The organism is Magnetococcales bacterium, assembly GCA_015231175.1.
Lineage (GTDB): Bacteria > Pseudomonadota > Magnetococcia > Magnetococcales > DC0425bin3 > HA3dbin3.
On the sequence record JADGBZ010000003.1, the window covers coordinates 68,345 to 82,405 of the forward strand.

General features: G+C 56.4%; 10 protein-coding genes. All 10 read right to left on the minus strand.

Annotated features, from left to right (window positions below; all coding sequences use genetic code 11):
- Positions 1–3 precede the first annotated feature (3 nt).
- The gene (locus HQL63_01280; GenBank protein MBF0175471.1) at positions 4–1,767 is read right to left on the minus strand and encodes a type II/IV secretion system protein; all 1,764 of its coding nucleotides are present in this window, start codon (positions 1,765–1,767) and stop codon (positions 4–6) included.
- A gap of 315 nt (positions 1,768–2,082) precedes the next feature.
- Positions 2,083–4,848, minus strand: a complete 2,766-nt coding sequence (locus HQL63_01285; protein ID MBF0175472.1) for an SPOR domain-containing protein — start codon at positions 4,846–4,848, stop codon at positions 2,083–2,085.
- Between the two features lie 94 nt (positions 4,849–4,942).
- Positions 4,943–5,860 carry an AAA family ATPase gene (locus HQL63_01290; GenBank protein MBF0175473.1) on the minus strand — a complete coding sequence of 306 codons (918 nt, stop codon included), beginning with the start codon at positions 5,858–5,860 and terminating at the stop codon, positions 4,943–4,945.
- Positions 5,861–5,871: 11 nt separating this feature from the next.
- Positions 5,872–8,013, minus strand: coding sequence for a secretin N-terminal domain-containing protein (locus HQL63_01295; protein ID MBF0175474.1), 2,142 nt, complete (start codon positions 8,011–8,013; stop codon positions 5,872–5,874).
- Between the two features lie 190 nt (positions 8,014–8,203).
- On the minus strand, positions 8,204–9,070 hold the full coding sequence (locus HQL63_01300) for a hypothetical protein (protein ID MBF0175475.1): 867 nt from the start codon (positions 9,068–9,070) through the stop codon (positions 8,204–8,206).
- A 45-nt stretch (positions 9,071–9,115) separates the two neighbouring features.
- Entirely contained in the window at positions 9,116–9,898 is a 783-nt protein-coding gene (locus HQL63_01305) for a hypothetical protein (GenBank protein MBF0175476.1), read from the minus strand.
- Positions 9,895–11,067, minus strand: coding sequence for a hypothetical protein (locus HQL63_01310; GenBank protein MBF0175477.1), 1,173 nt, complete (start codon positions 11,065–11,067; stop codon positions 9,895–9,897). Before HQL63_01310 ends, HQL63_01305 begins: the two co-directional genes overlap by 4 nt.
- 283 nt (positions 11,068–11,350) lie before the next feature.
- Positions 11,351–11,581, minus strand: coding sequence for a TM0996/MTH895 family glutaredoxin-like protein (locus tag HQL63_01315; GenBank protein ID MBF0175478.1), 231 nt, complete (start codon positions 11,579–11,581; stop codon positions 11,351–11,353).
- A 46-nt stretch (positions 11,582–11,627) separates the two neighbouring features.
- The gene (locus tag HQL63_01320) at positions 11,628–12,620 is read right to left on the minus strand and encodes a permease (GenBank protein ID MBF0175479.1); all 993 of its coding nucleotides are present in this window, start codon (positions 12,618–12,620) and stop codon (positions 11,628–11,630) included.
- 172 nt (positions 12,621–12,792) lie between these two features.
- Positions 12,793–14,007, minus strand: coding sequence for a 6-phosphofructokinase (locus HQL63_01325; GenBank protein ID MBF0175480.1), 1,215 nt, complete (start codon positions 14,005–14,007; stop codon positions 12,793–12,795).
- Positions 14,008–14,061 lie beyond the last annotated feature (54 nt).

Below are 14,061 nucleotides of genomic sequence, written 5' to 3' on the forward strand. Positions count from 1 at the left end.
CGACTATGCGCTCTCGGTCGCCACTTCGGCTTTCTCGTCCTTGTCCTCGTCATCTTCACTGCTGAACTCCGTGGTCAACCGCATCACCTCTTCCATGGTGGTGACCCCCTTGATGGCATAATTCAGAGCAGCCATGTGAAGGGGAACATACCCCTTCTGCTTTTTCGCCGCTTCGATGAACCCCGCCGTATCATCGCGACTCAGGGCCGAAACCAGGGCTCCCTTGACCTCCAGCATTTCAATGATTGCAATTCGCCCTCGATATCCGGAATTGTTGCACTGGGTACACCCCTGCCCCTTGACCAACGGCGGTAAATGACCATCCTGGGTTTGCAGGAGCCCCTGCAACAAGACCCGTTCATGTTCCTCCAGTTCATAGGGATGGGCACAATCTTTGCACACGCGCCGCACCAGGCGTTGGGCCAGGATGCACCGCAAAGCCGAAGCCACCGCAAAGCTCTCCACTCCCATATCCACCAGGCGAATGGCCGTGCTGACGGCGTCGTTGGTGTGGAGGGTGGACAAAACCAGATGCCCCGTCAAGGCGGCGCGAATGGCAATCTCCGAGGTTTCCTTGTCGCGCATCTCCCCCACCAGCACCACGTCCGGATCCTGCCGCAGGACGGTGCGCAAAACACTGGCAAAGGTCAACCCGATTTTGTGATGGATCTGGACCTGGTTGATCCGGGGCAAACGATATTCCACCGGATCCTCAACGGTGATGATCTTGCGACCCGGATCGTTCAACGCATTGAGCGCCCCATACAGGGTGGTGGTTTTGCCACTACCGGTCGGACCGGTGACCAGGATCAGACCGTGCGGTCGATGAATGAAATAAAGAAAACGCTTGAGCAGGTTCTCTTCCATGCCCACCATGCCCAGGTTCAGGCTGTCCCCGGACTGATCCAGCAACCGCATCACCACCGATTCACCATCCTGAATCGGCAAGGTGGAGAGACGCACATCCACGCTCCGATCCTTGACCGTCATATTGAAGCGGCCATCTTGCGGCAAACGTTTTTCGGCAATCTCCAGCCCCGCCATCAATTTGAGCTTGGAAACCAACGCCGGGGCAATCTGCTTCTCCTTGACGATCTGTTCGTGCAGAACACCGTCAATCCTTTGGCGAATGCGCAATACCTCCTCATCCGGCTCGATGTGGATATCCGAAGCGCCAACCTGCAAGGCGTCCTCGAACAGAGATTGGAGAATCTTGACCACCGGCGCATCGACCGCCATCTCCGACTGGACGATCTGGTCGAGGCTGAAGGCCGCAGACTTCTGCATCTCCTCGCCCAACGCCTCGGCATGTTCTTGGATCTCCTCCGTGCGACGAAACACCCGGTCCATGGTGCGCAACAGGTCCGTTTCGCTCACCATGGCCAAGCGAGGAGGACGCTTCAACAACCGGGTTAATTCATCAAAAATAAAAATGTCCGCAGGATCGGCCATGCCCACCAGCAGGCCATCCTTGTTTTCGGCCAGGGCAATGGCCCGAAAGCGTCGGGCGTAACTCTCGGGAATTTTTTGGATGATTTCCGGCACAAACTGAAAATTGCGCAAATCGACGAACGGGAGATCCAACTGTTTGGAGAGAAACTCCAAAAATCGGGTCTCGCTGAGAATCCCCAGATAGGCCAGGGTCTGCCCCAGCTTCTTGCCGCTCTTCTTTTGCTCGGCCAGGGCCTTTTGCAGCTGCTCTTCGTTGATCAACCCCTGGGCGACCAGGGTGTCGCCAATCCTGACCTTGCGCCGCTGCTGGGCCAAAAACCGTTGCAATTTCTCTTCGGTGACCAGCTTAAGGTCAAGCAACGCCTGACCAATCTTGCAGTCCACCTCTTTTTGATAAGCCAGGGCCTTCATCAGCTGCTCTTCGGTGATGATCTGGTTTTGTACCAGAAGATCACCCAAGCGCAGCTTTTTTTTGGCCTGGGGTTGCTCCGTCTTGGCTTGTTGCCCTTGTTCCATGTCGTTTCACCAGAGTCAACGCAACGTCACCCCCCCCCAGACCCAAAAAATCCCCGTCCAATCCTGCCTTTCCACCAAACTTTCGCCAAATGGTACCGGCCCGGACGCTGCCACTCAATTCGACAGGGCCTGTATCCTTTTGCTGACAAAATTTTTCAGATTCAGCTTGAGTTGGCCATTTTCCATGGCATTGTGATAGGCCTGCAAGGCCGAAGATTTTTCTTCCACCCCCTCCAGGGAGATGGCCAACCCCATCCACCATATGGCATTGTCCTGGTGTTTGGCCAAGAGTTTTTCGTAGAGATCAATGGCTTTCCAATGGTTTTTGTTGCGCTGATACATCGCTGCCAGGAGTGCCATCAGCTCTTCATCTTCTGCGCCGCCTTGCGCCTGGGCATTTTCCAAAACTCCAAGCGCGGACTCCGTCTTGCCATCCTGCACCAGAATCCGGGCAAACAATTTGACGAGACCACTGTCAAACCCCTTGGCCAGACCATCGGATAACAGAGGATAGGCCTCATTCGAGCGGCCAGAGGTGAACAGGATACGCGCCAGGAGTTCCCGGGCACGGTGGTTCGAAGAGTTCAGATCCAGGGCACGGCGGGAAAAATCCTCGGCTCCCTTGTTGTCCCCTTCCCGCTCCAGACGCTGCGCCTCCTGGAAAAACCTGTCAGACTGCATGGTTTTTCCCGAAACCCCCTGCCCTGCCTTTTGAATCACCTCCTTCAATGGCCGGGGTTTATGCAAAAAGGGCGTCGTTCCTTCGGAACTGGTGTGCGCTTCCACCACAGGTGAACCTGTCAACGGAACGGCGGCAACAGCTTCGGGAACCTGGGGAGGTTTGTGCTCCATGGCCTGCCTGCCACTCAAGATCTCTTCGGCGCCCAACTCGGCCAGGGAAACCTTGTTGCCATTGCCGTTATAGTCCTCCAACACGTCAACCTTCCCCCCGACCGGGCCTGGTGTCCCAGTCCCGACTTCGTGACCTTTGTCGTTGGCCCCTCTGGCCACTGGTGCAGCGGAGACCGGTTTTTCCGCAGCCGCACCCCCTGAGGTGACTGGGTCAGAGGTGCCAGATTTGCCGGAGTCACTCTCCGTTCCCGTGACCGCTGCCAGAGCGTTCTCACTTTTTACGAGAGGAAGGTTGATCGAACGGCTGGCTACAACCTGTCCCGCCACCTTTTCCGGTAAATCGCCCGGGCTGTGGGAAGAGTCGATGGTGACCACATAACCGTCCCGTTTTTCCCGTTTCCGAAAATCCAGGCCGGCTTTTTCGGCCTCCCGCAAATCCTGGAAGTTGCCAATGCGCACGGTTTTACGCATCTTTCCCGATTTGCCGCTCGTGGGCAATTCGAGGATATAGGGGTCATACCCCCGTTTGCGTAAATCCCGCACCAGATCCCTGGCACTGCCATCCTCGATGAAGGAACCCACCTGAATGGCATAACGATCTTTTTCGTCGATATAGGATTTTTTAAGTGTTATCCCGTCATTCGTGGCAACCGTGGCAGGCACACCTTCCACTGGCCTTGCCACATCGGAAAGATCTGACTTTGCAACAGGCTCTGTTGCGGTGGGTGTCTGGTCGGCCTGGGAGTGGACGGCCTTGCCCTTGGCCTTCCGCTGGACGGCCTTGTCGGCTGGCACTTTACCTGCCGGAACTTCCTTCTCCAGATGCGCCGCAGCCGTGGTGCCATCACCCCGGCGGGCAATAAATTTGATGAAGGAACGGGATTCCACCGGCAGCACGTAGGCTTTGCCAAGATCTCCATTTCTGGTACGCGCCAGTGCCTGTTTGGCCACATCCATGTCGGTGAACAGGCCAAAACAAACGCTGTGCCACAAAGTGTTGTCCACATCCCGCAATCTCAGGACGTAGGGGTACATCCCTCTCTCGCGCAGTTTGGCGGCCAGTGCATCCGCCGAGGTCTGTTCCCGAAAAGAGCCTGCCTGTATGGCATAAAGGAAAAACGTCTTGCCATTCTCCTCAAGACTGGAAGCCGGCTTCCCCTCCCCTTTGACTGCATGGTTCGACGGGGTGGACGACGGTTGTCCAGCCGAGAGGATGGGAGGCAAAACCTCCTCGGACATTTTGCCAACCTTGCCATCCACCTGTAGCAGCGGGAGATCCTCCACCGCCTGGGCGACAAACGCCCCTTCCATGCCCTGCGAGGCATACCCCCCTGAAACCGCAGCTGCCTTCTCACGGCTGACAAACGGCCCAGAGCGCACGGCAAACATGGGACGGTTCAAAAGATCGCGCACGGGCGAAATCCGACTGGACTCCCGGGCCGATGCAGGCAACTTCTCTTGAAACCGCTTTGCCTCCTCCAAGGTCGGGAACACACCCATCTGGACCATGAAGGGTGCAGTCGCTCCTTTGGCCAACCCTCTCCCCCCATCCCGACTGCCTGCATCCGAGGCCGTCGATCTGGTAGAGTGGTCCGATTCGGTGGCTCCCGCTTCCAGTTCCAGGGTTTGCCCCATGGCCAAGGCAACGCTGTCAAGGGATTGGGGTGAGCCATCATCCAGGGAGTTTTCCTCCCTGAGCACTGGGATGGACGCATCCTGGTCGGAGGCGGCTTCGGAGGTGGGCTGGCGCACAGCTTCACGAGCCGCAGAGGGTACCGTGAGACTGGTTTCCTGCCCGGTGCGCCCGGAGGGATCCCCTTTGTGGTCCGTCATCAACCAAGGCATCATCGTCACTGCCGAGGCCAGCGCCATTCCCCCGGCCAGCCATAACAAACGCTGCCGTCCTGGCATCCCCCCCAGCCCGGCGGGAAATTTCATCACCCCATTGACGCCAACTCCGTCCTGGGCCTGCCCCGAGGCATGACGAATCTTCTCAAAATCCCGCAACATCTGATGTATCAAACTCACGTTTCGCTCTCCATGCCAAATAGGGGGATCATCCTGCATCCAGGACTTTCCGACGCCGCATGATCCAGGTCAGCCACAACACTTTATGGGGGGATCATCCTGCATCCAGGACTTTCCGACGCCGCATGATCCAGGTCAGCCATAACACCTTGATGGTATGGAACCATTTGAAGAACAACAATATCCTCGGCTGCACTGTCGACACACCCTCCGTTTCCCGGACTGCCCGGCGCATGCACTTCGCCGTCACCAGTTGTTCCCTGTTCTCCGCTGCCAGGCCCAACGCCTTGTTGGCCAGAATATGCACCAACCTTGGAGATCCACGACTCCCTCGAAACAGGGCTTCAATCGCTTCCGGGGTGAACAACTCCCGCTCGCCACATCCCACAGCCTGCATGCGATGGCGCAGGTAGCTCCGTAACCGATCAATATCCATGGGCCGCAGGTGGCACGAGGTGGCAATACGCTGTTTCAGGGCTCGAACTTCGGGTTTTTCCAACCTTTCATCCAATTCCAATTGACCCAACAACACCACCTGGACAACCTTCTCCTTCTCCGTCTCCAGATTGGTCATCAGGCGCAACGCCTCCAGGGTGGAGTCCGGCACAGACTGGGCCTCATCCACCAGGATCAGGGCTTTCATGCCTCGCGATCCCATCAACATCAACTTTTCCAGCATTCGGTTCAGCAGCACCTGAAAACCCATGCCCGGCTCGGCCAGAATGCCAAACTCCGCTGCCAACACCTGATTCAAATCCCGTACCGAAAGCAGCGGATTCAACAGATAGGCCACGGCATAGCGCTTCTCCAGAATCCCCAGGAGGTATCGCCCCAACAGGGTTTTGCCAGTCCCGATATCACCTGTCACCTTGATGATCCCCTCACCTTCCTCCAATGCGGCCAGAACCGTCTTCGCGGTCATCAGGAATTCGAGATCTTCAAACAGGAATTCGGTATCCGGGGTCAAGGAAAAGGGCGTTGTACGCAAGCCGAAGTGTTCGAGGTAGTTCACCGAACCTACTCCTATTTGGCCCACCAGAGTGGGTTGTTGGTCTTCAAATTGTCGATGCGGTCCGCCGTCTCATCAAGCACACCAGCCCAATCCTGCATGCCATCGATCACCACGGGCCGCAGCAGGATGACCAATTCGCTTTTTACGGTTGATTTGTTGGTATTGCTGAAAATTTTTCCGATCAGGGGCAGATCTCCCAGAATCGGCACTTTATTGACGACCTCCTGCACCTGGTTTTTCATCAGTCCACCGATGACAACCATGTCACCGCTCCGCACCCGCACCATGGTATCCACTTCGCGCGAGGTGGTGGAGGCCAGGGGGTAGACGTTAGCCGTACCGGCAAAAGAGACCGTCAAATTTTTCTGGGTCACGTTGGTGATCAACGGGTGAATGTAGAGGGTGATGATCCCATCCTCGCCAATCTGGGGTACCACATCCAGGGCCACCCCGGAAAAAAATGTCTGAAAGGTGGGAGAGACATTGACCGATGAGCTGCCGCCATTGGTACCGGCTGTCGTCTCCGACTTGACGTTGGTCAGAAAAAAATCATCCTCGCCGACCTTGATCACCGCCTTTTGATTGTTGACGGTGGAAACCCGTGGATTGGAGATGACCTGGACCTTCCCCTGGCTTTGCAGCATGCTGAGGAAGCCAACGAAATCGTGCGTTCGCAAAGCCAGGGCGAAGGGACTGTCGCCGGTGGCCTGAGAAAGAATCCCTGTCACGCCCGCAATGACCGGATTGAGAGCCTGGGTCAAGGCAGAGGTCGATGAGGATGTGCCCCCCGATGTTGAACTCGTGCTTGTACTCGTCGCCCCGCCGGTCGATTCGGTCGTCGAGGTTGTTGACGGAGCCACCGTCGTTGCGGTTGAACTGCCTACCTGGGCCTGTATGGCCTGAAACGACTGGAAGGCGCTGACATTGCCGCCCGTATCACCCGTGATGCCATTCTTGGGCTCGCTGGCCAGGGGCATTTTGCTGCCGAGCCCCCGATTGACGGCAGCCCAGTTGATGCCAAACTGAAAGCCATCATTGAGCGTCACTTCCATGATTTTGGCCTCAAGAATCACCTGACGCCGGACCCGGCGGGTCATCTTGTTCAGATAGCTCTCGATCTCCCGCAAATCTTCCGGATAGGCGCGCACCAGCAACAGCCCGGCCTGGCGATTGAGCATGAAGCTCTTGCCATCTACGGTGGCGTTCTGATTCTCCGTTGCCGAAGATCCTCCGCCCGGGGCACTCCCGCTCCCTGTCGAACCAGACGAAGTTCCACCTGTTCCCAGAAGAGCCTCGGCTGTCCCGAACCCCTGCGTTGCCCCGCTCCCTTGCGTTTGGGCTGCGGATTGTGACGACGATGCCGCAGGCATTTTCAAGAAGGTACGCAGGGTCTGCTCCAACTCACCCCAAAAATCCGATTTGTTGGTCGTGCTGATGGAGCTTCCGGACAAATTCGAGGTCGTGGATGAACTCCCCGACGTACTCCCGCTCTGTCCACTGGTCGTGGTGGTGCTGGAGGCATTCCCCGTGCTGACCAACGTGTCGGACTTGCCGGTCCGCGCCACTGCCAGGATGTCCACCTTGAAAGTGCGCGTTGCCAGGCGGCGAGGGTAGATCCGGAAACTTCCCCAGGAATCCCTGTGTTCCGGCTCCTTGAAACTGCAATCGTATCCGTAGATTTCACAGATGGTATCCACCGCATCCCGAACGGTCACATCCACCAGAGACAACGGCAGGGAGATATCCCCTTTGATGTCGGGGTGGACGATCATGGTGTACCGGGTTCCTTCGACGAGACTTAAGAAAAGATCCCGCGCCGGAATCCTGCCACCTTCGGACATGATCAGATCAATGCGGTAATCCCCCGCCAGATCTGTCATCTTTTTGACCTTATCGACGATGGCCGGCCCCCCAAGGGAGGGAATCAGGGCATCGGCAACGGCATCGGGCAACTCTCCACGTGCCACGGCATCCCGTTTGGATCTCTCTGCTTTGGCGCTCTCCGGTACAATGGCGTCCACCGTCTCCTTGAAGTTGGACTTTTCCTCCTTTTGCAATCCGACACAGGAGACCAAAAGAAGAAGGCCGACCGACCAGGTCAACAAGCGCCTGTCCGTCATAACTCCGGTCCATTTGGGGTGGTAAGGTTTCATCCAGCTCCCCGTGATCCGACCCAGTACTCAGTCAACATGCCATCACCCCGACACCGCCTCTGGATTCCTTTTCCAAGCTTACCATCGGAAAAGACGAACCCCGGACGGAATCAACGGAGATAATGCAAGCAACATTCCAATCGGATTCGGGAAGTAAGGCAGCGGGCGAACAGGAGCAGGTATGGCGGATTCACATCCCGATCAACTCGCGATTCAGGCTTAACGAATAAACGGACAGTGTGACCGTCATGTCGGGGTATTGGCTCACGGCATATTCCAGGGAGTCCCAAAAAATAGCCCATTTCATCACCTCAAGGGATTTTAAATATCTCACCACATCGAGGTAATTCCCCCGCAACCGGATCTTCATCCCATGCTTGAAGATGGCGTCTTCGGAAAATTCACTCCCGGCGGCGGCGCCCTCCCTTGCACTCGGGTTCGTTGCCTTCTCTTCGGGCTTATGCGCTGCCGTGTCCGTTGCTTCGCCGGGTTTGTCAGGCGTCTTTTTCGATGCTTGGGATGTCGCAGGCGTTTTGCTTTTCTCCTTGGCGGAGGGGCCCTCCTTGGCGGAGGGGCTCTCATTGGCCTGGCTGGAAGTGCGTTCGGCAGGTTTGGATTTGGTCACCACGGGAACAGATGGATCAGCCGCCATCATGATCAGCTGCAATCCGCTCTCCGAGCGAAAAAACTGCCCCAGAATATGGGGCATATCCCGAGCATCCACCATGTTTTTCATGGCATCGGCCAACTGCGCCTTGATTTCACCAACTTCCTTCTGATATCTCTCCTTCCGGTCCCGATTCGCCCGGTCCGGGTCTTCCTTGCTGCGCCCAAGGACCGCCGCTTCGGCTGTGACCAGTTTGTCATACTGCTCCTGGGCCGCCACGATTTTGGTTTGAACTTCAGCCCGCCCCTTGATCCAAGGCTCCAGATAAAGCAGATCCCACAAACCTCCCAAGCCCACCAGGGCAATGCCCAGCAGAATGACGCGCTCCCTTTTGGTCAAGGCGTCGATCCGGGTCGTCAGTTTGGTGATCTGCTCTTGCAAAGCGCTCATGTCAAACCATATCCATCCTGAGGCAGGTTGTTTTCGGGCGACCGCTCAATTCGTCCTCCCCTGACGATTTTCCTGGACCTTTTTGTCGGACCCCGACTTTCCTCCCTCTTTGGAACTGCCTCCCCTGGATGGGTCGTTCCTGCTTTCCTTTTTGGACAGAGCTTGATCGCGACGAATGTCCTGGTCGATCGTCTTGATCTGGAACCTGATCAAAGGTCCGCCTGCACCGATTGTGGGAACCGGAACCGGTTTATCCTTTGTTTCTTCATTGGGCTGGATATCCTCAGACATTTGGAAATGACTGAAGCGTCGTCCAGAAAATATTTTTTGTCGGGAGAGATGCTGTAGATAGAGCGGCACCAGTTCGGCGCTTTTGGTTTTCCCTTCCAGGACCAGATCCTCCCCGCCTGAAAAAACACCGATGCCATCCAGCCACAGACCATCCACCTTCTCCCGCCCCAAAGCCTCCAGGATAGCGCTAAAACCACGCGCATTCCCGGTCTGGTTCTGTTTCAACAGATCTGCCACCCTGTGCATCCGCTTGACCTCTTTCTCCAGCTCGTCGGCTTTCCGGCGCAGCGTCGTACTCTCCTTGGGCGGAGGAAATTTTTTGACCAGATCCTGCAACAATTCAGACTTTTGGTTTTGCTGTTCAACCAGCAGTTGCAGATGACCCTCTTCGCGTGCAGCCAGCCAATTCATCACACCGGAGACAAGAACGAGAAATAAAATGAACAACAGTCCCACCAAAAACATGCCCCGTGCAACCAAAAACTCTTTTTTGATGTGGAATTGGGACTGGTAAAGATTGATCTGTTGGTCAATCATTTCGTTTTATCTTGACGCAGAGCGGCGCCGATGGCGGGAAGACAGCGGGCCAAGTCAATATCATCGATCTTTGCTTCGACCTCCAAAATTTTTGACAGAACAAGCTCTTTCAAACGCATCCCCAGTTTGTCGGCCAGGACTGCCAGCAAACCATGAAAAACCACCGGCAGCGGCGCAACATAAACGCAACTGACGGAGGGTTGCATGAAATGACTCTCATAGTAATCGAGTGTACGTTGGATCTCCAGAACAATGGAGTCAATCACGGATGAGGCCGCCAGCTCTTCTTCTCCGGCATCGGCACGTCCCGAAAGGGACTCCAACAATTGATCGACGCCAAAATCCAGGGGGCGCGCCAGATAGGTCACCCCCCCCCGGGTGACCTGCACCAACCCATCCGTGCGCCCGAGATAAAGCAGGCCAACCCCCTCGGCATCATCCGGAAGCAGCGCGGTCAGGTTGCGCAAGGCCAATTCAAGGATATCGATAGCCACCAGGGGGAGGTTGAGTTGGTGAAACAGGTTGAAACACTCCTTGATCACAGCTTCACGGGCCGCCACCACATAGACCATCTCCGGTTGACCAGGATTTTTCTTCTGGGGCAGGTCAAACACCTCGACCACGGCCTCCTTGACCGGAAACTCCAACCGATCCTTGATGCGCCACTTCATGGCTGAAGCCAATTCACTCCTGGCCACTTGTGGCGCCTCGGCTGGAAACAGGGCGTATTGTCCGGGAAACAGCAAACCCGCAAAACGGCCATGGTGCAGCTCGCGGGCGCGCAGGGTCTGATTCAGGGAGAACCACTCCGTGCCCTCGGCAGCAGAGGCCGTTGCCGAAACGAAGAAACATTCCTTCAGAATGGGGGTCTCTCCCTCGCCACGCCATACAATACGCGCCACGCCAAAACCATCCGGGGAGACCGTCAGTCCAACCAATCCTGCCAAGGTCCGCTTCTTGAACAGCTCCAGAAAGCGCTGTTTTAACCGCCGGTCGATCAAACGAGTCCGGCGTTTGGCGTCCCGACGCTCCTCTCCCTGATACCGGAAACGTGTCAGCCACGCGATGATGCGGGGCTTGCGGCGGTTCGGAGTCTGGCGCCTGTCCGATTTTTTCCTGTTTTTCGCGTCCAGATTCAACACGATGACGGTGTCCCTGCGGTTGGTCAAACCCAATACGACACACCACGTCCCTTGCTCGCACGCAAACGTCTGGCAGTCAAGCAAATCGCATGCCGTGCCAGCAAGACCAAGCGGTTTCCACATCACATCACCCCAGATCTTGCCAGCACATCCTGAGCGAACCGGATCAAGCCTTGCGGAACAGACGGATTCCGTTCCAGAAAGTGGGGTGTGCGTTGTGAGCGGTAAAACGGTAGGCACCGTTATCGTTCAGCCCAGACCGTCCAAGACACCCCGCGCCATGGCACGGCGGAGGATGCCGCGTCAGACATCAGAACCAGCTCTCGACTTTGCTCCGTGTCGGCACACCACCAGCATGTACCACTTTGCCGTCAACCACGACACCAGGCGTGGACATGACACCATAGGACATGATCTGTTGCAGGTCTTCCACTTTTTCAAGATGAATGTCAATATCCTTCGCCTTGGCGACTTCCTTTACAAGACTAAGGGTGGTCCGACAATTGGCACAACCGGTGCCAAGCACTTTGATGTTTTTCATTCATTTCTCCAACAATGTCAACGGCAAGAACCCCAATCGGCAACTCTCACAAAACAGCATTAAACACATACCCGACAATCAGAATTCCAGCCGCGACAGTAACTATAAAAGTGGCGATCAGTGGGAGTTTGAGCACCTTGCGCAGAATAATCATCTCTGGCAACGACAGCGCAATCACGCTCATCATAAAAGCGAGCACGGTGCCCATTGCCGCCCCCTTGCCAATCAGGGCCTCGACAATGGGAATAATGCCAGCGGCGTTGGTGTACATCGGTACGCCAATCAATACGGCAACCGGCACCGACCACCAAGGCGCATCTTTGCCCATGATCGATACCAGGAAATCCTCTGGTACATAGCCGTGAATACCTGCACCAACAGCGATGCCAACAAGAATATAGGGCCAAACCTTACCGACAATTTCCTTGACATGGGCAACTCCGGCAGCAAAGCGTTCGGCCCAAGCAGGTTGGAGTGCTTCGAATTCGGCGGGTTGCGTGGACTGCATCGCCCGCACCCAATCTTCCAGGTAACGTTCCATGCCAAGCATGCCGATGATCAACCCTGCGACAATGGCAACCAAAAGGCCCAAGCCCAGATACAGGCCCGCAACCTTCCAGCCGAACAGGCCAAACAGCAGAGCCAGAGCCACTTCATTGACCATCGGGGCCGAAATCAGGAAGGAGAACGTCACCCCGAGAGGAACGCCAGCCGAGAGGAAACCAATAAACAGGGGAACAGCGGAGCAGGAGCAGAATGGTGTCACGATGCCAAGACTGGCGGCCAGCACGTTGCCGACACCAAGATGGCGGCCTGAAAGCAGGACACGAGTGCGTTCCGGGGCAACAAAGGTGTGTACCACCCCCATGAGGAAAACGATGCCGGTGAGAAGCAGCAGCACCTTCGGCGCGTCGTAGCAGAAAAAGTGAACAGCTTCGCCAAGGTGGGTTTCACGTTGCAAACCGAATGCGACAACGACAGCATCGGCAAGAGGGATCAGAGCGTTGTATCCCACGATCCAGACAATGCATCCCGCCATCACCCATACCCAAGGAGTGCGGCGCACTGTTGAAAGGTCTTTGGTTCGTGTTGTCACTGTTCAGCACCCTTCCTGGATCTGACTGCATAACGCAAAAACCGGCTCCGCCACATGGACGGAACCGGCTTGCTGAACCATGGCCCTGACAAACGGCAACGCGATGGCGGTTTGACTATTTATGTAAAATCTTCGGCACTTTCGGGGCCTGGAGGCGGGCCTGGTCGGGCATGGTGGTGCCGATCAAGGGCCGCAGATAATGGACGAAAGCCTCCGTGACATCGTTGCCGGCGGCGTTGATATGGTTATCAGGCATGACGCGGGTCAAGGCGGCAATCTTGGAAAGATCGGTCAGTTGATACTCGACTGCGTAGTCGCCAACACGCTTGATGGCGATCGAACCGCTCAAACCTTTGCCGATACCGACCTTGGCCGCCTTCTGGGCCACTTCGCGGGCTTCCCGTTGATCCACGTCGGAGACGACACCCAGGAAGGAGCGCTGCAAGTAGCCGAAGGTATCGCCACGCACCCGCTTGATACCCAGTTTGTCTTTGACCTGATCGCAAAGAAGATCGGCCAAGGCGCCGGTGCCGGAGAGCTGCACGTTGCCGTGGGCATCTTTTTCAACCTTTTGCATCAGACGGGTGACAATGGGGGTGCCCTCCTTGTCATGAATTCCCTCGGATGCCGCCACGACGCAACGGCCATGCTTGTCATAGGCCGTCTTGACATCGATCAGGAACTTCTCCATGTCGAAAACCCGCTCCGGAAGATAGATCAGGTGCGGACCATCGTCAGGATAGATGCGGCCCAGGGCAGCGGCAGCGGTCAGGAATCCGGCATGCCGCCCCATCACCACACCCACATAAACACCGGGAAGCGCCCGATTGTCCAGGTTGACGCCCGCAAAGGCGCTGGCCACGAACCGGGCCGCAGATGGAAATCCGGGGGTGTGGTCGTTTTCCATCAGGTCGTTGTCCACGGTCTTGGGAACGTGGACCGCCACCATCTCGTAATTCGACTCTTTGGCAAACTCTCCGACGATGCGGCAGGTATCGGAAGAGTCATTGCCGCCGATATAGAAGAAGTAGCGAATGTTGTGGGCCTTCAAAACGTCGAAGATTTTTTGGCAATAAGCCCTGTCCGGCTTGTCCCGTGTCGAACCCAGAGCGGAGGAAGGGGTGGCCGCCACCCGTTCCAGGTTTTCAATGGTCTCCTGGGTCAAATCCAGGAAATTCTCTTTGACGATACCGGAAACGCCGTTCAGAGCGCCGTAGATACCCTCGACATGCGGATAGTTGCGGGCCTCCAGAACGACACCCACCAGCGATTGGTTGATCACCGCCGTTGGTCCGCCACCCTGTGCCACCAGAACGTTACCCCGTTGCATTCTATTCTCCTCGTTGTGCTAGCGTGGAACACACATGAAAAAAACACAGAACCC